General features: G+C 62.7%; 22 protein-coding genes. 11 read left to right on the forward strand and 11 right to left on the reverse strand.

Going from position 1 to position 23,079, the window contains the following annotated elements; translation table 11 throughout:
- Nucleotide 1: 1 nt before the first annotated feature.
- The 4 genes from GV161_RS13625 to GV161_RS13640 form a co-directional block, all read right to left on the reverse strand.
- A complete protein-coding gene (locus GV161_RS13625) occupies nt 2-3,283 on the reverse strand; it encodes a UvrD-helicase domain-containing protein (RefSeq protein ID WP_244624035.1) in 3,282 nt (1,093 codons plus the stop codon).
- Between the two features lie 2 nt (nt 3,284-3,285).
- Nucleotides 3,286-5,898, reverse strand: coding sequence for a PD-(D/E)XK nuclease family protein (locus GV161_RS13630; protein ID WP_152014033.1), 2,613 nt, complete (start codon nt 5,896-5,898; stop codon nt 3,286-3,288).
- Between the two features lie 164 nt (nt 5,899-6,062).
- On the reverse strand, nt 6,063-6,938 hold the full coding sequence (locus GV161_RS13635; RefSeq protein WP_152014032.1) for a hypothetical protein: 876 nt from the start codon (nt 6,936-6,938) through the stop codon (nt 6,063-6,065).
- Between the two features lie 22 nt (nt 6,939-6,960).
- Nucleotides 6,961-8,142 (reverse strand): RHE_PE00001 family protein, encoded by a 1,182-nt coding sequence (locus GV161_RS13640; RefSeq protein ID WP_193219531.1) that lies wholly within the window; start codon nt 8,140-8,142, stop codon nt 6,961-6,963.
- 169 nt (nt 8,143-8,311) lie between these two features.
- On the opposite strand from GV161_RS13640, the gene GV161_RS13645 reads away from it, so the two are divergent.
- Nucleotides 8,312-9,478 (forward strand): site-specific integrase, encoded by a 1,167-nt coding sequence (locus GV161_RS13645; RefSeq protein WP_244624021.1) that lies wholly within the window; start codon nt 8,312-8,314, stop codon nt 9,476-9,478.
- A gap of 86 nt (nt 9,479-9,564) precedes the next feature.
- On the opposite strand, the gene GV161_RS13650 is transcribed toward GV161_RS13645, so the two are convergent.
- From GV161_RS13650 to GV161_RS13660, 3 genes are all read right to left on the reverse strand, one after another.
- Nucleotides 9,565-10,032 carry a MucR family transcriptional regulator gene (locus tag GV161_RS13650; protein ID WP_152014030.1) on the reverse strand — a complete coding sequence of 156 codons (468 nt, stop codon included), beginning with the start codon at nt 10,030-10,032 and terminating at the stop codon, nt 9,565-9,567.
- Between the two features lie 169 nt (nt 10,033-10,201).
- On the reverse strand, nt 10,202-10,474 hold the full coding sequence (locus GV161_RS13655; RefSeq protein WP_152014029.1) for an HU family DNA-binding protein: 273 nt from the start codon (nt 10,472-10,474) through the stop codon (nt 10,202-10,204).
- 125 nt (nt 10,475-10,599) lie between these two features.
- Nucleotides 10,600-10,863, reverse strand: coding sequence for a WGR domain-containing protein (locus tag GV161_RS13660; protein WP_152014028.1), 264 nt, complete (start codon nt 10,861-10,863; stop codon nt 10,600-10,602).
- A gap of 307 nt (nt 10,864-11,170) precedes the next feature.
- Here GV161_RS13660 and GV161_RS13665 point away from each other — a divergent pair, with 307 nt between their 5' ends.
- Nucleotides 11,171-11,404: a hypothetical protein gene (locus GV161_RS13665; RefSeq protein WP_152014027.1), complete on the forward strand. Its 234-nt coding sequence runs from the start codon at nt 11,171-11,173 to the stop codon at nt 11,402-11,404.
- A gap of 91 nt (nt 11,405-11,495) precedes the next feature.
- Here GV161_RS13665 and repC read toward each other — a convergent pair whose 3' ends face one another.
- The 4 genes from repC to GV161_RS13685 form a co-directional block, all read right to left on the reverse strand.
- On the reverse strand, nt 11,496-12,725 hold the full coding sequence (repC, locus tag GV161_RS13670; protein ID WP_152014026.1) for a plasmid replication protein RepC: 1,230 nt from the start codon (nt 12,723-12,725) through the stop codon (nt 11,496-11,498).
- A gap of 163 nt (nt 12,726-12,888) precedes the next feature.
- On the reverse strand, nt 12,889-13,878 hold the full coding sequence (gene repB, locus GV161_RS13675; protein ID WP_152014025.1) for a plasmid partitioning protein RepB: 990 nt from the start codon (nt 13,876-13,878) through the stop codon (nt 12,889-12,891).
- A gap of 72 nt (nt 13,879-13,950) precedes the next feature.
- Nucleotides 13,951-15,138, reverse strand: a complete 1,188-nt coding sequence (gene repA, locus GV161_RS13680; protein WP_152014024.1) for a plasmid partitioning protein RepA — start codon at nt 15,136-15,138, stop codon at nt 13,951-13,953.
- A 324-nt stretch (nt 15,139-15,462) separates the two neighbouring features.
- Nucleotides 15,463-16,293, reverse strand: coding sequence for a LuxR family transcriptional regulator (locus tag GV161_RS13685; RefSeq protein ID WP_152014023.1), 831 nt, complete (start codon nt 16,291-16,293; stop codon nt 15,463-15,465).
- A 92-nt stretch (nt 16,294-16,385) separates the two neighbouring features.
- Here GV161_RS13685 and GV161_RS13690 point away from each other — a divergent pair, with 92 nt between their 5' ends.
- The 9 genes from GV161_RS13690 (at nt 16,386) to GV161_RS13730 (ending at nt 23,043) form a co-directional block, all read left to right on the forward strand.
- Nucleotides 16,386-17,021 carry an acyl-homoserine-lactone synthase gene (locus tag GV161_RS13690; RefSeq protein WP_152014022.1) on the forward strand — a complete coding sequence of 212 codons (636 nt, stop codon included), beginning with the start codon at nt 16,386-16,388 and terminating at the stop codon, nt 17,019-17,021.
- 11 nt (nt 17,022-17,032) lie between these two features.
- Entirely contained in the window at nt 17,033-17,479 is a 447-nt protein-coding gene (locus GV161_RS13695) for a hypothetical protein (RefSeq protein ID WP_152014021.1), read from the forward strand.
- Complete coding sequence (locus tag GV161_RS13700) at nt 17,479-18,042, forward strand: type IV secretion protein (RefSeq protein ID WP_152014020.1); 564 nt, start codon at nt 17,479-17,481, stop codon at nt 18,040-18,042. The genes GV161_RS13695 and GV161_RS13700 overlap by 1 nt, the downstream gene beginning before the upstream one ends.
- Before the next feature lie 75 nt (nt 18,043-18,117).
- Nucleotides 18,118-18,414: a TrbC/VirB2 family protein gene (locus tag GV161_RS13705; protein ID WP_152014019.1), complete on the forward strand. Its 297-nt coding sequence runs from the start codon at nt 18,118-18,120 to the stop codon at nt 18,412-18,414.
- Between the two features lie 12 nt (nt 18,415-18,426).
- Nucleotides 18,427-18,768: a type IV secretion system protein VirB3 gene (locus GV161_RS13710; RefSeq protein WP_152014018.1), complete on the forward strand. Its 342-nt coding sequence runs from the start codon at nt 18,427-18,429 to the stop codon at nt 18,766-18,768.
- Nucleotides 18,761-21,130: a VirB4 family type IV secretion/conjugal transfer ATPase gene (locus GV161_RS13715; RefSeq protein WP_152014017.1), complete on the forward strand. Its 2,370-nt coding sequence runs from the start codon at nt 18,761-18,763 to the stop codon at nt 21,128-21,130. The genes GV161_RS13710 and GV161_RS13715 overlap by 8 nt, the downstream gene beginning before the upstream one ends.
- Nucleotides 21,127-21,819, forward strand: a complete 693-nt coding sequence (gene virB5, locus GV161_RS13720) for a P-type DNA transfer protein VirB5 (RefSeq protein ID WP_152014016.1) — start codon at nt 21,127-21,129, stop codon at nt 21,817-21,819. The genes GV161_RS13715 and virB5 overlap by 4 nt, the downstream gene beginning before the upstream one ends.
- A complete protein-coding gene (locus GV161_RS13725) occupies nt 21,816-22,079 on the forward strand; it encodes an EexN family lipoprotein (protein ID WP_152014015.1) in 264 nt (87 codons plus the stop codon). Before virB5 ends, GV161_RS13725 begins: the two co-directional genes overlap by 4 nt.
- A gap of 1 nt (nt 22,080) precedes the next feature.
- Nucleotides 22,081-23,043, forward strand: a complete 963-nt coding sequence (locus GV161_RS13730) for a type IV secretion system protein (protein WP_152014014.1) — start codon at nt 22,081-22,083, stop codon at nt 23,041-23,043.
- The last annotated feature ends 36 nt before the right edge of the window (nt 23,044-23,079 follow it).

Consider the following 23,079-nt stretch of genomic DNA (forward strand, 5'->3'; position numbering starts at 1 on the left):
GCTACATGGGTTCGATCCAGGATACTTGGCCTGCGGTCATGTAAACGATGGCGCCCCGTTGCGCATTCGTGACGCGAAGGTAGTCGCGCAGCTGCGCTGCGTGCGCGCCATGCGCCGCCGCGGTCGGATTCACGTCCGACTTCCAGTCGATGACGAGCGCAATCCGTTCCCCCTCGATCGCGGCCGCGTCTGCGCGCCCGGCGAGGTAGTGCGGCGGATTTGCCGCCCAAAGCGGAATCTCAGGAACGAGTTGCCCGAGAAAGGGCGCGAGTTCGGGGAGAGCCAAAGTTCGCAGGGCCGTCTCCGCCAATTCGAGCGCCTCGGGTCCTCCTGCGTCCCTTTCGTTGCGGACGTTCGATTTCAGTTGGACGAGCAGCTCGGCCGCGCGCGCTGCTACCTGGTCTCGGAACGACCCGAGCTCGCCGGTGAGGAGTTCTTCCATAAGCTTGTGCAGGATCGTGCCGCGCAGCGCGCCCGCCCCAGCTATTTCCGGTAGCGCATGAGACGCGTCGTCGACAACGAACGCGTCCACGATCTCAGCGCTGCGATCCGCGTCGCGTTCGCTTGGGCGGTCCCATATGATCGGCGGTGAAGCATCTGCCAACCTCACCCCTTCAGCCACGAATACGGTCTCGGTCTGATCATTAGCGACGGACTGCACAACGCTCGGGACGGGCTCAGACAGCATGTCAGCCCGGATCTCGGGAAGTTCCTTTTGCCCGAGATTCATCACCCTTGACCATGAGCGTGAGGGTGCGCCCGGCAGCTCGGGGATCACCAGCAAATCGCGGGCGCGCGTCGTCGCGACATACCAAAGCCGCTCGCGCTGCCGTGCCTCGCGAAACTCCTCCTCTTCGCGGGCTGCCGCAAGTGCGGGCGGTTCGATGCCTCCGACGATCCAGTGGATCGTGTCGTCGGATTGCCGATAGACAAACTGGTCCTGGGGCTTGAAGCGGGTCGATGAGTTCACCGTGATGACGACGGGCCATTCGAGACCCTTGGCGCTGTGCATAGTGACGATCTCTACCGAGTCCTCGGACGCATCGACCCTTCCTTCCGGATGCCGGCGCTTACGCTGCCATCCGCGTTGGAGATCGAGCGCGAAGGCGCGGAGACCAGCGACGTTGTAGGGCCTGGCGAGTTCAACGATAGCGTCAAGGTTCGCGAGCGCGCGCGCGTTTCGCTGACCGTGCCGGGCTGCCATGATCACTCTTAGGTTAAGGCGCTCGATCGCGAAGGCGACGAGCTGCATCGGCGTGAGTTCGGCGGCGAGGCGATGAAGAGCCTGAAGCTTTACCAGCGTATCCTTCGCGACGGGATGGGTCACCTCGTCTGGCTGTGTCCGCAGTTGGAAACGCCGACGGCCGTCCTGATCGGGAGAGAGCGCCGCCGTGATATCAAGAAGGTCCTCGTCACGCAGACCGACGACCGGGCCTCGCATGAACGCACCGAAGGCCAGCGTATCCAGTGGATCGGCAATTGCGCGAATGAGAACCAGGACGTCCTGAAGCTCCTGCCGCCGGAATAGCGCATGGCCTGCTTGCGAGGCCACCGCGATGCGCCGCCCTTCAAGGGCGCGCTCGTAGCGCCAAAGATCCGTATGCGTCGGCGCAAGCAATGCGATGTCGCCTGCGCGCAAGTACCGCTCCGTCCCGTCCGGTCGGCTGATCTTCAGGGCGCCGATCAGGCGCGTGCACAGCTCGGCGACGGCGTGCGCTTCTGCTTCTCGCTGTTCCTCGGCGTTCGCGTCACGTTGAACGTTGATTGTCAGCTTCGCGGCCGCCGCGAAAGGCAATGGCGGCAGTTCGAGGGTCGGCGCGAGCGGTACGAAGCCCGGCTGGCCTGCTTTCTCGAGAACGTCCTGGAAAACGCGGTTCACGTGGGCGATAATTTCTTGGCGCGACCTGAAATTCGCGGTGACCGCAAGCAGGCAGCCATTTTTTGCCTTCGCAATGACGGACTTGGCGAGCGCGTAGGACTCTACGTCAGCGCCACGAAAGCGATAAATCGCCTGTTTTGGGTCGCCAACCAGGAACAGCGCCCCCGGCCGCAAGACGGCGCTGCTCCAAGTCTCGGACTGCGAGTGCGCGGCTATACAAAAAACGATTTCCGCCTGCACAGGGTCAGTGTCCTGGAATTCATCGACCAGTAGGTACGCGTAGCGGTCGGCGAGCCAGGCGCGAATATCAGCATTCTCGCAGATCAGCGCTCGTGCCTGTCGCAGCAGGTCATCGAAGTCGAGGACCGCCGCCTCGCGCTTGCGTCGATCGTAGGCGTCGATCACCCCGCTCAGATGCGCAGCCAGTTCATGCACGAGGCTTTGCGCAATGGCGCCAATCAGTGTCTGGTAAGCCGATCGAACCGTTTCGAAGTGTTCGGCTGCTTCCTGTCCGCGTCGCCGCCCGTCTGCTTCGCCGAGCGCCTGCCTCCAGACGCGCATCCTGTCGTAGGCCAGCAGGTCGATGCTTTTTTGCCGCATCATGCTGATGCGCGGCGGCTGGGTCAGGCGCCACAGCGCAGAAAATCCGGCATGCGTGTGATCGCCCTCGAAGAACGCAGCAAGGCGCTCGAGATCTCTGATGAGATCGGCTGTCCAGGTCTCTCCGGGTCCCGCGGCGTGCCAGCGAGAAAATGCCGTGACGGCGTCCGCGAAAATGCGGTCCGGCCGAGTTGAGAAATCCGGGGCTGGCACGGTGGCGTTGCGATGCTTTCGCCGGAGGTCGGCAAGCTCGCGGATCCGTTCAACCACGCCCAGTGGATCGTCCTTTGCAAGAACTGCAACCGGGCCGGCCTGTTCGTCGCCGCGCGCCAGCATTTCCTTCAGCCAAGCCGCAAGCACCTCATCAAAGACGGCATCGGCGATTGTCTCGTCGACCACGCGGGAACCTGGGTCTAGGGCGGCGTCGATCCCGTGCGAACGAAGGATGCTTTGACAAAAGCCGTGGATAGTCGTTGCCGTGATCTCTCCGATGCGCGGGGCGGCCGAATCGAGCTGCGCACGCATCGCTTCGCCTAAGGGAAGCGAGAGGATCCCCGAGAGTGCGGGGGGCAGCCGGCCATTGCGGAGCTCGTCGATGGTCCAGCGTATACGCGCCTCAAGCTCGCTCGCCGCGGGCTCGGTGAAGGTGATCGCCGCGATCTTTGCAGGATCAATTCCGCTCGCGATCATCATCGCGACGCGGGCGGCCATCAGCGACGTCTTGCCGGTGCCAGCCGCTGCCTCGACCAGCATGTTAGATTCGAAATCGGTGAGCGCCCGCCTGCGGGCGTCGAAGTCGGGCACACTCAAGGGCTGCTCCAAAGCTTGTCGAGAGCGCCGTTCGCCTGCGCAAACGAACGACGCTTCACACGACGGTACGAGTCCAAGTCCGCCGGGAGGGCAATGGAGAGCGGGTCGAAGAACAGTGGTGTCAGTCCGGGCGCGATCTCGCCACTGCGTTGCAGGTGAGCGCCCGCCGCCGTGAACGCGACGGCCTGGTCAATGGCCTTCCTGAGCTCCTCGTTTGTCAGACTTAGCGTGCGCGCAGGATCGTGTTTGAGGTATGTTAGCTGTGAGCTCACGCTGCGAAACTCTGGAAGCAGGGAGCGCACCGCAAGGGCGTAGAAGACGCGCTGAAGTTCAGCACCGCGATCGAACACGACCGGCTTTTTTCGCTCAGGCGCTGTTCCGACCTTATAGTCGGTGATTATCGCCGCGCCGCGCGCCGCATCTTCGTCGAGTCGATCAATCCTCCCCCGGAAGCAAACGCCGGTCTGCCCGATCGGGACGGGTGCGAGTGTGGTCCACGGGTGAGGCACGTCGCCTGGCTCGCCGAAAGCAAGCTCCGTCCAGGTCAGGCCGCGCTGTTCGCCCAGAGCTTCTGCGAGGCCTCGCAGCGCGCGCTCGCGAGCTATCGCTATTGTATGACCCCAGAGCAGACCGGGCGGAACGGCCCTGGTGATCGGCCAGGTGTCCGCAAGGCGCGCCGCCTCTCGATCCAGAGCGATCCCGATCTCGTCGGCGTTTCGAGGGACGCCGTCGCGCAGCACCCCTCCGATGAGGGAGTGAACGAGTTCGCCGAATGCACGATGGTCGAGCGCGAGCGGCTGAGGGTCCAGGTTAGGCTCTCGCCAGTGAAGCGCGTATTCCCAGACGAACCCCAGGGGATCGCAGAGAAGCCGGTGGAGAGACGTCGTGGATTGAACTTCCGCGAGCGCATCAACGATAAGCGGGTGGTCGGGCCGGACCCGACCGTCGTGCGCTGTGTGCTGCTCGCTGTCCCACCATGCCCGCCAGCAGGCACGACTTGCGCGCACCTGCGGATCCTTCCCGGCGTCGGTCGGTCGGGCATAGAGACGATCGCTCTCGCTGAACGCGTGTGCGGGTATCGCGCTACGCCCCACGACGCGCTCGCGGTCCTTCGGCCACATTGTACTGGCAGCCTGCAGGGAGCCCGTCGCACTCCTGTAGGCGCGTGAAAGTGTATGACTCCTCGATTGGCCGACGATGATGTCATGCATCGCCTGGTCACTTTCGGCGGCTGCTGCAGACGGCAGTCGGACGTGTCCGAGCAGGTGTTGCGGTATCAGCGGGTTTTCGCTTGATCGTCTTGGCCATGCGTTCGCATCTAATCCGATAAGGCGAACGTGCGCGCGGGGAGCCGCGGCGACGTGTCGGGCAGGTCCCCATACGATCGCGTTTCCTGGGTCGCGTCCGTCGGCCACGCGCAGTGCCTGCAAGGAAAGCTCGATGGCTTGTGCGGGCGCCATACGCAAAGCATCGAGCCATAAGGTGAGCGCCGGCCCCTTCAAGAGACGGCGTCCGACCACCTCGGCCGCCGCAATGCCGCCGGCCAAGTCATCCACAATCGGTAATAATACCCGTTCCGCGAGATCGCCGTTTGCCCGTTCGCCTCGCGCTTGCTCGAGAGCGTGCCGCCAAAGCCGTGGGGTTGTCAGCGCAGCGCTTCGCCGCAAGCCTTTGGCCCAGTCGCCGGGCAGGCTCTCCTTGGCGGGGCTACGCGGGAGACGGGCAAACAGGAACCTCACGCGCTCTTGCGACAGTCCACGCAACAGGATGTCCGCGAGGGAAGCACAGGCTTGCCCTTCCCGGGTCGCCAGCGCCGGAATTCCGTGTGTGAAGTGCACGGGAAGCCCGGCCTCACGCGCGAGAACCAAAAACGCGTCGTCCCATGCCGCTGGCGAAGCGGCCGAGATGGCGATCTCATCGGGAGAGGCTTTTCCGGCCGTCACAAGCGCACGTGCCCAACGCAAGGCCTCCCTCACTTCACTTCGCGGATCGGCGCAGAGATCGGCGGAGAGAAGCGAAGCTGCACCGGAGGAGCGTGTCTCAATCACCCCGGCGAACCAGGTGCGCCCGCTGTGTTGTGATGCAATCCATCGCACGGGCACGACATCGCAGAGCGCCTGAATGAGCGGGCGCCAAACAGCTTTGATATCGGGAACGTCTTGAACAGTGAGGGCGCCGACTAACTTCGCGGCAAACGGAAGTCGCTCCAGGGCTGCTTTAACCAGATCGGGAGGTGCTAGCATTCCGGGCGGCAGCGCACTTCGCACGCGGCGCTCGAGCAACGTGAAGTCTCTGAGGCGAGCATTGTCGGGCAACGAGGCCGGGACCTCCATGTCCCACCATTCTCGAAGCGCAGACAGCACTGCCACCGGCATCCCAGGGAGCTGGGAGACCTTGTCGATGTCCTCGTATCCGCCGGCGTCGAGCGCCTGCCTTATGGCCGGATACAGGATTTCTTGCGTTGCCGGCGTGATAAAACCGCCCGCGAGCCGTGCGGCGAGAAGGGGGAGCGTCACAATCTGCCGACCGGTAGCCCGTTCGCGCGCGGCGTTGAGGCGCCGCATTCGCAACGCCAAGGGCCCATCGACAACCTCGGTATGTATCTGCATCCAGCGCCCCCTTTGCCGCGCACTTCGCCGCTTATTGCTCTTCCCTGCCCCGTGCTCTGTTCGAATAGCTACAGTATCGGACTCGCCGACACGACGGCATCCCGTAGTGGCAATAGGTAACCGTAAGCTCTCCTTCTATGGCGACCTGTCCGCTCTATGAGGAGCTAGAGTGTGGTGGTCGATCGCGCTCGCACGGCTCTCTCTATACCCTCTACAAAACCTTTGATCAGATCGGCTGTGTCCTGAACGAACGTCTTGGTGAAGACGACTAGTTCGTTTCCGTCCTTGTCGAAGCCGTTCCGGTGAACACAGTCGTGACGCAGCATGACCGCCTTGAAGAGGCGCGCTCTGTCATTAGCCAAACTCAAGATACGAATACCGAGCGCGATATTGTAGAGAACGTCCACCTTGGCAAGATTGTGATACTGGATCGAGCGAAGGTGCTCGCGAACATTTCTTTCGACCAAAGCGAGGTCCTTCGAAATTTCGGCGAGCGTGAACTTCTCCTTCGCAAGGTCTTCATCCTTGCTGAGCAGGCGCTGAAAGGCGCCTGCGTCAGCCGCGATTTCGTTTATCAATCTGTCGGCGAGATAGGCTTCCATCGCAGTGATCTGATGCGAGAAGATCATGCGATTGACCAAGTGACGGCCGCTATGACTCCCGTGGTCCGCGAGCAGGTCGCCGGTATGGTGATAGGAGCTCATGAAAATCGTAAACGGATCATCTGGGACAGAGTAATCGACCCACTCATCCGGCTCCGGCTTACCATGCTCGAGCCCGTAGTCGAAATCTTCGATCACCTTATTGCGCCCGGCATTTGTCACGCGGTGGTTCTCGATACCAATCGGATATTCCCAAAGACCCCAGGATATCTCGCCTAGTTCGGCGTGTTCGATGGTTGCTTCATAGTGGATTTCTGATCCCATCTGGCGCTCGTCGCCGCCGACAGCATCCCAGTCCAGCGCTTCGCTCTCGATCTCGTGGATTTCGCCCGTCGCATGGTGCTGGATGCGGGCTGTTCCCTTGCAATAGACTTGCATGCCTCCCCCTTGAACATATTCTCTATAGAATTCCCCAGGCACGGTAGCTCCCCCGCCCGGTCGCCTCGCGCAAGCCAAGCTCGGCCACGAGGCCCTGGGCGGCCCGAGGCGTGACCTTCAATTCGTCGGCGATCATACCGGCCGAGACGACGGGCCGACTCAACACAAGGTCGAGCAGCGCCGGCAGCCGGGAAGTGGAGCGGCGGCCGTCGAGCTTGCGCGCAAGAATGTTGCGGACCGCGAGCCAGCGATCGTGGCTCTTCAACCCCGCTTCCGCCGTCGCCGCAATCGCCTCGAGCTCGACTCGCAGCCGGCCGGCTGCGTCGCGCGGCTGCCGGCGCTCGCGCGGGATCGTCTTCAGCCCCTCCGACAGGCACGGCAGATGGGCACGGGCTTTGCTGCGCTCGCGCAGCAGCGCCGCCGCGAGCAGATGTCCGAGCCAGGGCGTATGCTGGAGCGGTGCGATATCGGACCAGGCTTGTGCGGCGATTGCAGCCGCCAGCGTCGGCGGGACTGTTCGGGTGCAGTCGAGGACCGCTCGCCATTCAGCGAGACGTGCGTCCTCATCCCAATCGAGATCATAGACCAGCGGATCGCGTTCAGGTGGGCGGGCCGTGTCGCCGGCGAGCGTGCGATCCGCACTAGCGATCGCGGCGTCGACCGCCGCGAACAGCTCATTAAGGGGATCGTCGGCCGCGATTTGGTTTTTGACCGGCTCGTCTTCCTCGCCGTTATCCTCGTCGGGAAGAGCCTCCCCTCCCCTCCCCCGCGCGGGATCGTTCGCCGCGCGGCCGCCGCGCAGGACCGCGAGACCAGCCGGCGACAGTGCCCAATCCGGGTCGGCGCCGGCGATCCGACGCCGCATGCGCAGGACGGCATGGGCGCGCGTGAGCTCATGGGTCGGCGCCCGGACGTCCATGCGCGCGTCGTGGAGAACCAGGTCATCGATATGGACGAGCTCGCCTTCGAGCCACAGAGTGGCGCAGGCATCGGAAAAGTGAGTCCGCGCAATCCAGCCGTCGCGGATGGGGCTCTTCGCGAGCCGCTCGTCGAGACGCGCGAGCGCATCCTCCGCAGCAGCCAGAGGGCCGGCGATGTCGCTCCAGTGCAGCGGATTGGGGATCTGGTATCCGAATCGCAACGTATTGATAACCTTAATAGGAATCGTCGATACGGAAGCTATCACGCGGTTAGCTTCCGTCATAGAGGCATCGATTTCCGCCCAGGTCTGACTATCGATAAGAACCTATTATCGATAGTGATGGACAGGCGCGCAAAAATCGGCGATTCTGGCGCTCCAGAACGCCGCCAGCGACGCTAGCCGGGCTTCCGGTCGACGAAATCGGCTTTCGCGAGCTGCACCAGGAGCGCCCGTGACATCGATATCCCTGCTCTCGGCCGAGACCGAAACGCGACGGGCCCTGCAGCTCGACGCCCTTGCCGGCATTCTGCCGATGGAGCGCCGCGACAAGCTCGCCACCCTCCTAACCGACGACGACGTCGCGACGCTTCGACACCTGGCCAAAGAAGGCATGGGTGAGAACTCGTTGCGCGCGCTCGCTTCGGATCTGGCCTATCTCGAGGCCTGGTCGATCGCAGGGACAGGCTCACCCCTGCCCTGGCCAGCGCCGGAAGCTCTGGCACTGAAGTTCGTCGCCCATCACCTCTGGGATCCGGCGCGGCGCGCCGAGGATTCTTCGCATGGCATGCCGGCCGACGTGGATGAAGCTCTCCGCGCCGGTGACCATCTACGTTCTGACGGACCCCATGCGAGCTCGACCGTCAAACGGCGCCTGGCTCACTGGGCGACGCTGCATCGCTGGAAGGGGCTTGAGAGCCCGCTCGGGACGCCGGCGATCCGCACCAGCGTGCGTCTGGCGGTCCGGGCCAGTGCTCGGCCCCGCCGCCGCAAGAGCAAGCGCGCTGTGACGCGCGACATTCTGGACCGGCTAATCGCGACCTGCCAGACCGACCGCCTCGCCGATACGCGCGATCTTGCCATCCTGCTCGTCGCCTTCGCCTCGGGCGGACGCCGGCGCAGCGAAGTCGCGCGACTGCGGCTCGAGCAGCTCACCATTGAGGCCGATGCGCCGCTCGATCCCGATGATCCAAACTCGCCTCGCCTGCCCTGTATGGCGATCGCGCTCGGTCGAACCAAGACGACACAGTCCGACGAAGATGCGCGCGTGCTGCTGATCGGCGCACCGGTCGCGGCCCTGCGCGAGTGGATCGAGCGGGCTGACATCAAGAAGGGGGCAGTGTTTCGGGCAATCGACCGCTGGGAGGCCATAGATGACCGCGCGCTGACGCCACAGGCCGTCAATCTCATCCTGAAGCGCCGCTGCGCGATGGCAGGGCTCGATCCGGTCGAGTTTTCGGCTCACGGCCTGAGATCAGGCTATCTGACCGAGGCAGCCCGCAACGGCGTCGCCCTGCCCGCGGCGATGCGCCAATCGCAGCACCGGTCGGTTCAGCAGGCATCGCGGTACTATAACGATGCGGATCAGGCGCTCGGAAAGGCTGCAAGGCTGGCCATCTGAGGCGCCAATCTTTCGCAAGCGGCGGCGACCAGCTGACAGATGAGTGCCAGAGCCCTCTCTCGTGCCCGCCGGGCCGGCGGAGAGGATCACGCCGATGCTTTGGCGCGGGTCGTTTTTGGGCGAGGTGCCGGCTTCGGCGCGGAGACGGCCGCCGCCTTGCGACCCAGACCCATCGACTTGGCGAGCGCGGAGCGCGCTTCGGCATAGGCGGGAGCAACCATCGGGTAGTCCGCAGGCAGGCCCCACTTTACGCGATACTGTTCAGGCGTCAGGCCATAGAAGGTGTTGAGGTGACGCTTCAGGGATTTGAACTTCTTGCCGTCTTCCAGGCAGGTGATCGCATCCGGCGTCACTGACTTTCGGATCGGGACGGCTGGGATCAGAGCGGCAGGAGGAGCAGGGACCGCCTCCGAGCCAAGCCCCGCAAGCGCCGAATAGGTGCTCGCGATCAAGCCGACGAGGTCGGCCGGCTGAACGTTATTGTTCGAAACATAAGCCGAAACAATCGAGGTCGTCAGCTCAAGAAGCTCGGCATTGTCTGTGATTTCGGACATTCTGCTCTCCAGGCTGACGGAGTATTATCAGTTTTTCCTAGGCCGCCAAATTATCTCTGACACTGGCAGGGTCTACCTCATTTCGACCTGTGATAAGTAATGGTAGTGCAGAAGCGGAGCGATGATGATCTCCGGATCTACACCTTCACCAAACCAAACGAAATCCAGATCAGGCGACCGTTTCGGCCAGATCCTTGGCGACCTTGAACTTGACGACCGTCTTCGCGGGTACGTCGATCATTGCGCCGGTCGAGGGATTGCGGGCCTGGCGCGCATCGCGCTTGGCGACCGTAAGCTTGCCGATACCGCCAAGTGTGACGTCGCCGCCATCTTTCAAGGCCTTCGCGGCGACCTCGGCGAGGGACGCCATGACGGCGCCGATATCAGCCTTGGTATGGCCGGTGCCTTCGGCGACCGCTGCGATGAGTTCGTTCTTGGTCATTGGAAATCTCGCTGATTGAGGAGAAAGCGTGCTCCGAATACCTGAAACTGGCGCGAGAGCAAGCATCCGGGCGGCTGGGTCGGATCGCAATTGACGGTTCCCCTCCCCGTCCGCACAGGCCGCGGTCAGCGAACCCGGTAGCCGCGCGCCACCTTACGCCTCAGCCAGACGTCGAGGGATTCAGCGGCGGCAGCATGATCGGCGTGAAGATCGAGACGGCGCCGGCCGTCGGCCCCGATGCGTCCCCATTCGCGGATCAAGGCGGTGTCACCAAACAGCGTCGGTTCGATTGCCAGCACATAGGAGCGGGCCAGATTGCAGCCCTCGTCCCGGCGCTCCAGCACCAGCACCTGCAGTTTGCCCGGGGTGGTCTCGCGCACGACATCCATGCACGACATCTCGCGCGCCGCGACAGGATGGGTCCAACGCAAAGCTTGAATCGATCAGCCCGCATTGATTCAGACCGGTGATACGTCACCCAGATCGGCACCTAGCCTGTGACTCTCCTAGAGGGCAAGCGGTGTCGGCGATATCCCCGAAGGTGCTCGTGTGAGATGCCCGAGCTACCTCTCGCATCCAGGTCCACGCCATTCTAACCAAACCAGCGGGACGGCAGGCTGTGAAACGGTCTATCGTCGTCGCGCTGTCGCCTCATCCCGACGCGCGCGCTCGCTGCAATAGCTCGAAGGCTCCCGCATGAACGAAAAGTCGAAGCAGCGTATCGATGCCGATAACGCGTTTCTGAGGACGCAGACGCGATCGATGGTGCGCGATCGCATCTTGTCCGAAAGCGACACAATCGCCCAGACCCGAGACGCCAACACGGCCCGGTTGCGAGACCTGCGCCTGCAGAAGGAGACGCAAGCGCGCGAGGCTGCAGCATCAACACCGCCCAAGCCTGTTTCTCAAAAACGCCCAAAGCACGATTGAAACGATACTATCGACCTCCTCGCCGAGCGAACCGCTCTCCAAACGACGCAGGCCCGCCAGCACGCAAGCCTGTACAGCCTGATCCATGCCGTCACGCTCGCTTCTTGTCGCGCTTGCGGCTGCCGATCAGCGCCATCAGCATCGGGCCGAGCGAGAATTCGCCGGCCTCGGCCCTTCGCGTCAGCCCCCGCAGATAGCCGCCAGCGCTGCTGATCGCCTCACCGCGCTGCAGGATAGCCGCCACGACGATCGAAGCCTGAACTTCGCCCATAATGCCCATCGCCTCCTCCCAGGCGCTCGGGCTGATACCCAACATCGGTCTGACCACCGCCACCGACGCCAGGAAGTCGCGCCAGTTCGCGATCCCGCCCTTGGAATAGTCGATCAGGTCGGGACAGGCGTCCAAAACCATCCCCAGTGGGAACGTCCCCTCGGGCATCCGCTTCGGTTCCGGTGTGATCTCCAATCCGCCGCCCCCGCTTTTTGGAAAGCGTGGTTCAAGATCAGCAAGGGAGTCTGGTTTTGAATTCTGTATGTGACGCTCATTCTGAGACTCATTGCCGCTCATATTTTGGGTTTTAATATGAGTTTCCAGCAGGTTGAGGATCTCGTCGGCAAGCAGCGAGAGTTCCTCAGCAATCGGCTCCAGTGCCAGACGCGTTGGACTGCGCGGAATCCGCGCCATGATGCCTCGATAAAGGCCGTGGATCTCAGCCCAGTCGGCCGGGCCGCGCCCGGCTTGCTGTGTGGGGACGCTCTCTTCGAGGCCGGTCGCGATCATCTTGGCGATGTCGCGCCGGCAGATCGTGATGCGCTCTTTGACCAGGCGCAAAGCCCGTGCTTCCGCCTCGACCTCGTCCGCCAGCGCTTCGAATTCTTCCGCCCGCACCACGAGCGGGGCTAGGTCGAAGCCGAACGCGAACTCGATCTCACCTCCCCTGCCCTTGCGGGCGTAGCGCTTGCCATTGGGGCTGTCGCGCCTGACGATCAGCCCTGCGTCGACCAGAGCCGCCAGATGACGCCTGAGCGTCGCCATTGGCATACCGTGCGCCCGCAGCCCTAGCTGGTGGTTAGAGGGGAAGACGATCAACCCCTCGCCCGTGAGGACGGTTTCCGGATGGAACGACAGCAGAGCGTCTAGAACGGCCAGCGCGCGCTCGGGCACCCCGAGCGCGTTTTTTGCCGTGCAAATCGCACGGAAGATATTCCATTTGTGGACCGCTTTCTCCGGCGGTCGCGTTTTCGCGCTCGCCTGGCTTGCTACATGGGCAAGCGTGAGCGATCGCCGCCCAAAAGGCGTCGTCGAGAGTCGTGGTTCCATGATCCTTGCCTCGTTTAGGGCAAAGGAAATCGGCTCGCCGAAACGGCGCTGAATCTCACAAGAGACTCTTGACGGTGATTCGTGGAAGTGCGATTCTGTGTTTGCTTAGGACACAGAGAAGGGCTTCCGGAACATCGTTTCGGGGGCCTTTTTCTTTTGCGGGCTAATCTCCGTTTGTGGTTGCACCCGCCCGACGCCTGAAATCATCGTACAGACGATCCAGATTATCGGACAAATAACGGCCGAACGCTTTGGCATCCGGTCCTTTGGCCTTGATGGCCAAAGTGAATTTCCGCCCCTCCGCCAGCATCTCCGCCGCGACGGCTCCGTCGTGCGGTACCCAACTTTGCCTGTCGGGCTCGCTGCGACTGCGGCTCTGTTTCGTCTTCAGGCGGCGTTCGACCGCAGCGAAGCGCTCTTCGGTGGGCAGTTCAGCAAAGCCTTCGCCTTCGATCACGGCGATAGCCGCGTCGTAATGCGATGGGCGTTCGAGCAGGAGCTTCAACTCATACCAGCGATCGCGGCCGATGCCCTTCGCTGGTCCGATTGCCCGCAGCACCTTCTCTGGAAGGCCCGCGACGGCGAGCATCTTCGAAAGGGTCGACCGGTCCAGAGCAAGAGCGGTCATGACGATGGCGTTGTCATCGTCATAACGCAGCTTCGCCAATTCGGAGGCATACAACGCCTTCTCGATGAAGGAGAGATTCGCGCGGGCCGAATTCTCCTGGCCCTGGGCAACGACATGTTCCCGGTCCTTCATCTCCTTGATGACGGCCCGGACCTTGCGGCCCAGCAGCTTGGCTACTTTCAGGCGACGATGGCCGAAGACCACCATATAGCGCTCGCCCGAGGCCGGGTGAGGGCGCACCAGAATCGGGCTGTCTTGTCCGCGCGCGCGGATAGCTTCTAGGAGCTCATTGAACTCCTGCTCGTTCTCTTCGAGACGATCTTTGATGAAGGAGGGATCGACGCTATCGGGATCGAGTTCGACTATGGGCTCGCCTTCCATGAGCCTGTCGGCGCGTGCCGTGATTTCGTTGAGAGAATTCAGGAAGGATTTCGACGCACCCTTGACCGCATAGTCGAGCACGGGCTGCTCCTCGGAAGAAGAATCCTTGGCCAGCAAATTTGCGAAAGGATTTTTACGAGCCACTCCGCCGCCTCCTCATCGGGCGCATGCCGTTGAAATAGAAGCCGTTTTCAACCGTTTTTACGGCGGTCAACATTACAGCCGCCCCCATGCCTGATGAATGAGCCCTTGCACTTCGAAATTGACCGCATCCATGCACTCGATCGCGCGGTCATATGTCTCACGCGTGAAGTTCGCGCGCTCCACTTCATAGAGCGTCTGCTTCGTCAAACCCGCATCCGAGATCGCGGTAGACTTCACCATCTGGGCCTTCAGCATTTCCGCTGCGAGCATGCTCTGCATGAGGCCGAGCATCTCAACCTGCGGCACATCCGTCGGCTCGAAGCGGGTAATGAGATAGCGCAGCCAGTCCATGCGAACCTCGGCACCGGCGTCCTTGATGGTCTTGGCGATATTCCCGAGCATCAGCAGGAATTGGCTCATGGACATGAGGTCCAGCATCTGCGGATGAACGGTGATGAGCACAGATGTCGCGGCGATTAGCGCTGTCAGCGTCAGGTAGCCGAGCTGGGGCGGGCAATCGACGACGACGACATCATAGGAAGAATCGACCTCCTTGAGCGCATTGCCGAAGCGCGTGAAGAAGCGCTTGCCCTCCGCAGAATTCTGCATCGCCAAGGGCGTGTCGTATTCGTATTCCTGTAGCTCAAGGTTTGCAGGAATAACATCCAGTGACGGAAAATTCGTCGGCACGATAACGTCCCGAATGGACTTGCGCTGATCGTCGTAGCGGATCGCGTCATAAAGCGACGGGTTCTTGTCGAGCTCCGGCTGAAATCCATACAACGCCGACAATGAAGCCTGCGGATCCAGATCGACGGCGAGGACCCTATGCCCAGTCAGGGCGAGGTGCTGCGCCAGATGCGCCGCCGTAGTGGTCTTGCCTGAGCCGCCCTTGAAGTTGACGACAGCAATGACCTGCAACTTCTCACCCGGCTTACGGTGAGGGACGTATTTTTTGACTTCAGACCGGCCGTTCTTGTCGAGATAATGCCGCAGCTCGAGCATTTGTTCAGCGGTATAGAAGCGACGCCCCCCAGCCCCAGTTGAAGGCTCCGGCCCCTTGCCTTCGAGGTGAAGGCGCTTGAGATTGTTGGGACTGACGCCGAGATAGTGGGCGACCTCCGCCATGGGGAAACGCCTCAGCGTCTTCTGGGCGTTGGGCGGAAATTTCTCCAGACGAAGTTGATTCAGCTTGCGCGATATCTCTGCGCCCTGCTGGAGAATTTTATCGTCAAACTCGAACGGAGCGAGAGCGTTCATATTTCGGATGCCAGACCAAATAGCGCCAATTCGGCATCTTTTGCCGATTTGGCGCCAGTATGTCCGATTCTCTCGCTCGCACAACAAAAATGAGGTTAACAGAATCTTAACGCACCAGCCTGCGCGGCAGCGCGAACGCAAACTATCTTTTGAGTTCCTTTAGCAGAATCAGCATACTAGGAGCAGGCTGATGCGCCTTTGTGCTCCGGCAGCCCGCTATCAAAAGCCGTTGATCCCCAAGCCGCAGACGTGAGCTTTTCCGAAAACATTTCCGACTCAGTCGCTGATAGCCACCAGATCCGCAGCCCAGCGGCATAGCGCGTCTCATGATATCGTCTTTCCGCGAAGAGCAATCGCGACGGCTTGCGGCAGCGTATCAGCGCCGAGGCTCGCCCGCGCATTATCGAGATGAAACTTCACCGCCCGCGGCGTGATCCCCATGATCATGGCGGTCGCCTCCATCGATTTTCCGCGAGCAGCCCATGTCAGGCATTCCCGCTCGCGCTGGGTCAGGGGCGCCGCGTCATTGGGCGGAGACCGCAGCCCCAATTTCGCATCGGCGTGAGCATGGAATGTCAGCCCGATCAGTTGGACGATGTCGTTCGCTTCGGTGACCATCCTTCCATGGGCTGAACTCAGCTCGTCGACTGCGAAGGTGAAGGCGGCGAACCGATTGAAGCCGCCGGCGATCGCGACAGAGACGCCATGGCGGATGCCAAACTCGTCGGCGTCGTCGAAGAGCCGCTTCTGGGCGCGCAGCGGAAACTGACGCGCAGCTTCGCGGGTCCACCGCAGTGTGGAGCGCCCGCTTCGAGCGAAGGCGACGACGGGATCGACGTCCTGATAGCCTTCCGTGAAATAATGCTCGCTCCAGCGCTTGGGATAAGACGAGATCAAAACCGGATCGGTTTCGCCGAAGCCGAGATAGGCAAAGTACCGGAACCCCATGCTCTCGGCGACGCGCTGGCCGACACGCCCGAACTCCGATTCCGCCGCTGACGAATGCAGACCGTCGACGAGTTCCTGATAGGCCAATTCCACTGATTTCATCTGGGTACCCTTGGCAACGACGCCTTGCTTCACGCGCCTGATGATCCTCTTGCGATCGATGCGAACGGCCTTTGCCGCGAAGATGTGGCGATAGAGGGGCCACAACTTTGGAGCGAATCCACCCTGTCAGATCTGACAGGTTCGATCGGAGCCCGTGTCTGATTGATTGGTGCCAGATCAACGATTCGGAGGTGGCCATGGAGGTCGTCGAACTGACCCGTGCCGGATATGGCGACAACATTTCGCTGCTGATGGGCATGCACCGTGTGCGGCGAAAAGTGTTCAAGGACCGCCTCGACTGGTCGGTGGCGACCACGGGCGATCTCGAGATGGACCGCTATGACACGCTGAATGCGACCTACCTGACCGTAGTTGATCGGGGCGCAGTGCTGGGGTGTGTGCGGCTGCTTCCGACGACAGGCCCCAACATGCTGGCCGACACGTTTCCGGAGCTTCTGGACAGCGCTGCTGCGCCGCGCTCTGACCTCATCGCCGAAAGTTCACGCTTCTGCGTCGACACCGAGCTGACCGACGCCATGACCGATGGCGGACTGCGGCAGGCGACGTTCATGCTGTTTGCCGCCATGCTCGAATGGGGCGAGGCGAGGGGACTGGCGTCGATAGCGACTGTGACTGATCTGCGCATGGAGCGCATTCTCCGGCGGGCAGGGTGGACGCTTGAGCGTCTCGGCGCGCCGCGGCGCATCGAATCCACCGTCGCCGTGGCAGGATTGCTGCCGATAGCGGATGGCGTGCTCGCTGCGATCCGGCACCATGGCGGCCTCGGTTCACCGGTTCTGCCGATCGACATGCCGCTGCCGCTGGCCGCGTGACGGCACCGCACATGATCAGGACCACGCTTCTTGCCGCCGGACTTATTGGCTTCTCGGCCGGCGCTGCCCGCGCCGACCATTGGGGCTGCACCGTCCTGCTGTGCCTCGCCAATCCGGGCGGGCCGACCCAATACGCGGCCTGCGTTCCGCCGGTGACCCGGCTCTGGTCGCATCTAAAGCGGGGAGGGGCCTTTCCGACCTGTTCGGCCGCAGGCCAGAGCACCTCGCCGGTCGGGTACGACCCTTACGAGCCATGCCAGGATGGATACGTCCTGCGCGAGCTTGGGCGCGATGGCGCGACGCAGCCGGCTTGCGTCTCGAGCAAGCCAGTTCGCGACTGCGACCTCGCGGACGAAGCCTGCCAGCCGCATGACATCCAGGCGGTCCGCCATCGCGCTCAACCCAATTTCATCGATGTCACCGGAGCCGACGGCATCAGCACGCGGGTGCGATTCTGATGGAGGCCGCAGACATCAAGACATTGATCGAGCGATGCACGTCGCCGGCGCTGGCGAAGCCGGTCGCCGCGATCATGCGCCAGGCGAGCGAGTTCGAGCCCTTGCTGGTTACGATCGCGGGCAAGCGGCCGATTAGAATTCTAGCCGGCTCGAAACCTGAGGCGATCGCTCTTGCAAGCGAGGCATCGGTCGCAGCACAGCCTGTCCGGATCGGCCTGGCGCAGCTTGACGCGCGCGACCTCGATGACGCCGGCCTCACGGTGGCGACGGCGTTCGACCCATGCGCCCACATCGCCGGCGTCGGGCGCGTGTTTGTGGAGCGTCAGACGCGGCTCGTCTCACGCGGATTAAACGAAGACCTCGCAAGCGAACAGGCGATGGCTTCGTTCAAATCTGTCCGGGTCGACCGGCCAACTGCTGCGATGCCCAAACCGGACACCGCCGCAGATCCGGGGAAGGAGCCCGTAGCTCCCAACGAGGAAATCGCATCCGCCAAGGACCCGCCATCCTGGAGCGTCTATGGCGCGCGGCGCGGCTCATCGCTGCTGATCTACAGCCGCTAAACCAGCCCAATTTCATTGCCCCCGACCGCACGTGACGTGCGGCATCGATTCCGTTTGCCTTGGAGACTTTTTGCTATGTCCGTCCCGCTTCGTCCATTTGCCGCGCCTGCAGCCATGGCGGCTGTGCTTGTTCTCGTTGCGGTGGAACCCGCGCTGGCCCAGACCGCCAATATCGAGGGCGTGCTGCAGAACATCGTCACGATGCTGACGGGCAATGTCGCGCGATTGCTGGCGACGCTCGCAGTCATCATCGTCGGCATCGCCTGGATGTTCGGCTATCTCGATTTGCGCAAGGCGGCTTATGTCGTGCTCGGTGTCGCCATCGTGTTTGGCGCGTCCGAGATCGTCTCGACCCTGACGGGCGGCACCTGAGGCGCGGCCGCAATGACGAGCGCACCCGAGCGCCTGACCGAGGACACGCTGTTTCTCGCATGCACGCGGCCTGCGATGATCGCGGGCGTAACCATGGAGGCGATGGCCATCAATGTCATGGCATCCTGCATCCTGTTCCTGATGGCCGGATCGATCGTCTACGGGCTGATCGCCTTGCCGATCCACCTGATCTGCCGCGCGATCTGCCGACACGATCCCAACCAGTTTCGCCTGCTCGTCGCCTGGCTCGAAACACGCGGCCGCGCGCGCAACGGCGCCTCCTGGGGCGGATCGTCGCCGACGCCCTTGCGCCTCGTGCGACGCTTCAACATTCGCGAGATCGCTCATGGCTGACGCGGCCCGCCTGATGGCTCGCGAGATCGAGCCCGACGTTCATCTGCCCTATGTCCGGCACGTCACCGAGACCGTGATTAGTCTTTCGACGCGGGCGCTGATGACGACGATCCGTCTCGACGGCATTGCCTTCGAGACCGCTGACATCGGCGATCTCAATGATCTGCACGCAAAACTCAATCTGACCCTGCGCAATCTCGCCGATGATCGCCTGGCGCTCTGGACGCATCTGATCCGGCGCAGCGACAGCTCATATCCGGAGGGTGAGTTCTCGTCCGCCTTCGCCCGCGATCTCGACCAAGGGTATCGAGGGACGATTAAGGGCACGAAGCTGTTCCGAAACGAGCTCTATCTCACCATTGTCGCTCATCCCGGCCGGGATCGTGCGGAAGCTGCGGTTGGGTTCGTCTCCCGGCTGGGCCAGGCGCGCCGCGGGGGAGGGGAGGTCGATGCCGCCGCCCTGAAGCGGCTGAACGAGGCGGCTCGCGACCTCACGGCCGCGCTCGGCCGCTACGATGCAAGACAACTTTGCCTCGTCGAGCAAGACGGCATTCTGTTCTCTGAGCCGATGCGGCTCCTGCACCTGCTGGCATCCAGCGAGGATTTGCCGACAGCCCTGCCACAAGGCCGCATCGGATCGGCGGTCTACACCAACCGCGTCATCTTCGGCCGCGAGGCGATCGAGGTTCGCGCGGCGGGCGGTTCGCTGTTCGCCGGCATGTTCGGCCTGAAGGAATATCCGGCCTCGACCAAGCCCGGCATGCTGAACGGCCTGCTGTCAGCACCGTTCGAGTTCGTGCTCTCGCAGAGCTTTGCCTTCCTGTCGAAGGCCGACGCCAAGACCGTGCTGACTCGCAAGCAAAACCAGCTCGTCTCGACCCAGGATGTCGCCGCCTCCCAGATCGACGATCTCAACGACGCCCTGGATGATCTGGAATCCAATCGCTTCGTCATGGGCGATCACCATCTCTCGATGCTGGTGCGCGCCGAGAACCCGAAAGCGCTTCTGGAGACAATGGCCCAAGCTCGCCGCGTACTGGCCGAGGCTGGCGCTGTCGTCGCGCGCGAAGATCTCGGGCTGGAGGCCGCCTACTGGGCGCAGATGCCGGGCCTGTTCAAGCACCGAGCTCGCTCGGGCGCGATCACCTCGCGCAATCTCGCGGCCCTGTCGCCGTTTCACAGCTATCCGGCCGGCAAGTCCGAGGGCAATCACTGGGGACCGTCCGTCGCGATGCTGAAGACGGCATCGGGCTCGCCCTATCACTTTTCGTTCCACGCAGGCGATCTCGGCAATACCTTCATTTGCGGCCCGTCGGGATCCGGCAAAACCGTGCTGCAGAACTTCCTGCTCGCACAGGCGGAGAAGTTCGGTTGCCAACGCGTCATGTTCGACAAGGACCGCGGCGCCGAAATCTTCGTGCGCGCTTCGGGAGGCACCTATCTCACGCTGAAGAACGGCGTGCCCACCGGCTGCGCGCCGCTGAAGGCGCTTGAGCTGACGCCGACCAATCTTTCGTTCTTGGGCGAGCTTGTCCGAAAACTCGTCACCGTCGAGGGCAAGCCACTCTCCGTCGTCGATGAGGAGCGGATCGATTCCGGCCTCGAGGCAATGCGGGCCTTGCCCCAAGAGGAACGCTCGCTGTCGGCGCTGCGCGCTTTTCTCGGCCAGCAGGATCGCGAGGGCATCGGCGCCCGGCTTGATCGCTGGTGCCAGGGTGGGCCGCTCGGCTGGGTCCTCGATGCCGAGGAAGACGCGATCGCGCTCGATGCCAATTTCATCGGCTTCGACATGACGGATGTGCTCGATCACTCGGTCGTGCGCACACCGCTGATGATGGTGCTGTTCCACCGCGTTGAGCAACTCATCGACGGCCGCCGCATCATCATCGACATCGACGAATTCTGGAAGGCGCTGGGCGATGACGCCTTCCGAGCCCTCGCCAACGACAAGCTCAAAACCATCCGCAAGCAGAACGGCGTCATGGTGTTTGGGACGCAGTCGCCGCGCGATGCGCTCGCGTCCCCGATCGCCCACACCATCGTCGAGCAGTGCCCGACGCAAATCTTCATGCCGAACCCGCGCGGCACACGCTCCGACTATGTCGATGGTTTCCACCTGACCGAGACCGAGTTTCGGTTGATCAAGGAGGAGCTCTCAGTCGAGAGCCGGCGCTTCTTGATCAAGCAGAACGGCCAGTCCGTCGTCACGGAACTCGACCTTGGCGGGATGGATGAGGCGCTCGCCGTGCTGTCGGGCCGCACCGAAACCGTCGAACTGCTCGACCACCTCCGTGCGGAGGTTGGCGACGATCCCGCAGCATTCCTGCCCCGCTTCCATGCCGAGAGAAGGATCGAACGATGAGAGTGTCTCGCCTCCTGATTGCAGCAGCATTGGCTGGACTGCCCGCACATGGCTTCGCCCAGCAGGGTGTACCGGTGTTCGACGCCGGCGCGATCGCCAAACATGTCGAGCAGATCGGCAAGCTGACCGAGCAGATCAAGACGATGCAGGCGCAGCTCACGCAGGCGAAGCAGCTTTACGAATCCTTCAACAAGCTGACCGACGTCAACGACGTCGCCTCGCTCCTGGGCAGCGACGAATTCCGGAAACACCTGCCGAAGGAGTTCGGCGAGATCGAGAAGCTCGTCTCCGGCGGCGGTGGTTCGCTCGCCAGCGTCGTCGATCGCTATCTCGATCAGAATCGCGCCTACCAGGGCGGCGACGCGAACTCCTTCTATCGCAGCGAGCTCGACCGCATTGCCCGCCAGACCGGGGCCAAGCACTCGATCGGGCAGAGCGTCTACGACACGGCCTCAAAGCGCATCGATGGGCTGGAGGAACTTCGCCAGAAGATCACCGCGTCCAAGGACGCCAAGGACGTGCTCGACCTCTCCGCCCGCATTCAGGCCGAACAGGCGCTCCTGCAGAACGAGGTCTTGCGCATGCAGGGCCTCGCCATGGTCCAGCAGGCGCGCGGCGAGATGGACGGTCAGCGCGCGGAGGAACGGCGCCGACAGTTGGTCGACGAAATGAAGGCTGCTCTCCGATGAGCCGGCCTCTGATCGCCGCCTTCTTGACGATGGCTCTCTCCGGCTGTGGCGACGAGCAAGCCGAGCACGCGAAGCCGGCGCCGATCCGTGACGTGCCCTTCTTCCTCGCGAACGCACCCGATCACGAAGCTGCGCTGGCGCGCTGCCGAGCCAATCCTGGCGACCTGAGGTCAGATGCCACCTGCCGCAATGCGGAGGAAGCCAATCGCAAAGTGATGATCTGGGGTCGAGACACTGCCCTGAAGCGCGCGAGCAATTGAGATGGCGATTAACGTCTTCGACGAGTTCCTGAAGGAGTTCGAGCAGCCAATCACGACTTTCGTGTCGACGTCTGTCTCGAACCTCGCGACCTTCGTCGATGGACCGCTACGGGTCGCTGTCCTCCTCTACGTCGTACTGTACGGTTTTGCGGTCATGCGCGGCGCGATCGCCGAGCCGATCCAGGAGTTTGCCTGGCGAGCGATGAGGCTCGTCCTGATCGTGCTTCTCGCGTCGAATGCGAGTTCTTTCCAGCAATATGTCACCGACCTCTTCTTCACGTCGTTGCCCAAGGAGATTGGAAACGCTCTTGCGGGTTCGGCCCTTGATGCGAACTCGGGTGCGCCCTTCGACAAGCTATTGAACAAGGGGATCGAGGTCGCCCAAAAGATCTACGATCGAGCAGGCCTCACGGACATTGCACCAGCTTTGATCGCCGCGATCCTTCTCGTCTTCACGGCCGTTTCAGGCTTTCTGCAGTTCGCAATCCTGCTCTACGCGAAAGTTGGCTTGGCGATCGTCATCGCGCTCGGGCCGATCTTCATCGCTCTGGCGCTGTTCGACGCGACGCGGCCCTTTGCTGAGGCTTGGACACGACAGGTTGCAAATTTCCTGATCCTGCATGTGCTCGTTGTCGCCCTTGTCGGCTTGATGCTCACGTCGGTTCAAGGCTTCGTCGAGAAATATGGTGCTGATGCTGCGTCCGGCGGCGCCATCATCGTCGGTGCCGTCGCGATCAGCGCGGTACTTGGTCTTGCCGCCTATATCGCCCTCCAGCTCCCCGCCATCGCTGGCGGCCTTGCCGGTGGTGGCGCTTCGCTCGCGGCCCGTGTCGTCACCAGCGCCATCACCGCGAACGCAGTTTCGGCCGCCGTCGGTGCGTACGCTGGCACCCGGGCCGCCGCCAGCCGCACCGCGGCAAGGATTCGCGAGCGACGACAGGGCGGCGAGATCAGACGCGTCTGAAGCCAACCATCCACACCAGGAACAACCGCATCCGCG

The sequence above is a fragment of the Bosea sp. 29B genome (assembly GCF_902506165.1).
Lineage (GTDB): Bacteria > Pseudomonadota > Alphaproteobacteria > Rhizobiales > Beijerinckiaceae > Allobosea.

What these genes read in the sequence shown, in the direction of transcription:
- GV161_RS13700 (WP_152014020.1), top strand. Translation starts at nt 17,479, where the DNA reads ATGGAGGCCGCAGACATCAAGACATTGATCGAGCGATGCACGTCGCCG.
- GV161_RS13725 (WP_152014015.1), top strand. Translation starts at nt 21,816, where the DNA reads ATGAGCCGGCCTCTGATCGCCGCCTTCTTGACGATGGCTCTCTCCGGC.
- GV161_RS13710 (WP_152014018.1), top strand. Translation starts at nt 18,427, where the DNA reads ATGACGAGCGCACCCGAGCGCCTGACCGAGGACACGCTGTTTCTCGCA.
- GV161_RS13705 (WP_152014019.1), top strand. Translation starts at nt 18,118, where the DNA reads ATGTCCGTCCCGCTTCGTCCATTTGCCGCGCCTGCAGCCATGGCGGCT.
- GV161_RS13715 (WP_152014017.1), top strand. Translation starts at nt 18,761, where the DNA reads ATGGCTGACGCGGCCCGCCTGATGGCTCGCGAGATCGAGCCCGACGTT.
- GV161_RS13655 (WP_152014029.1), bottom strand. Translation starts at nt 10,474, where the DNA reads ATGACCAAGAACGAACTCATCGCAGCGGTCGCCGAAGGCACCGGCCAT.
- GV161_RS13640 (WP_193219531.1), bottom strand. Translation starts at nt 8,142, where the DNA reads ATGACGGAAGCTAACCGCGTGATAGCTTCCGTATCGACGATTCCTATT.
- GV161_RS13660 (WP_152014028.1), bottom strand. Translation starts at nt 10,863, where the DNA reads ATGGATGTCGTGCGCGAGACCACCCCGGGCAAACTGCAGGTGCTGGTG.
- GV161_RS13650 (WP_152014030.1), bottom strand. Translation starts at nt 10,032, where the DNA reads ATGTCCGAAATCACAGACAATGCCGAGCTTCTTGAGCTGACGACCTCG.
- repA (WP_152014024.1), bottom strand. Translation starts at nt 15,138, where the DNA reads ATGAACGCTCTCGCTCCGTTCGAGTTTGACGATAAAATTCTCCAGCAG.
- GV161_RS13635 (WP_152014032.1), bottom strand. Translation starts at nt 6,938, where the DNA reads ATGCAAGTCTATTGCAAGGGAACAGCCCGCATCCAGCACCATGCGACG.
- virB5 (WP_152014016.1), top strand. Translation starts at nt 21,127, where the DNA reads ATGAGAGTGTCTCGCCTCCTGATTGCAGCAGCATTGGCTGGACTGCCC.
- GV161_RS13690 (WP_152014022.1), top strand. Translation starts at nt 16,386, where the DNA reads ATGGAGGTCGTCGAACTGACCCGTGCCGGATATGGCGACAACATTTCG.
- GV161_RS13665 (WP_152014027.1), top strand. Translation starts at nt 11,171, where the DNA reads ATGAACGAAAAGTCGAAGCAGCGTATCGATGCCGATAACGCGTTTCTG.
- repC (WP_152014026.1), bottom strand. Translation starts at nt 12,725, where the DNA reads ATGGAACCACGACTCTCGACGACGCCTTTTGGGCGGCGATCGCTCACG.
- GV161_RS13695 (WP_152014021.1), top strand. Translation starts at nt 17,033, where the DNA reads ATGATCAGGACCACGCTTCTTGCCGCCGGACTTATTGGCTTCTCGGCC.
- GV161_RS13630 (WP_152014033.1), bottom strand. Translation starts at nt 5,898, where the DNA reads ATGCAGATACATACCGAGGTTGTCGATGGGCCCTTGGCGTTGCGAATG.
- GV161_RS13730 (WP_152014014.1), top strand. Translation starts at nt 22,081, where the DNA reads ATGGCGATTAACGTCTTCGACGAGTTCCTGAAGGAGTTCGAGCAGCCA.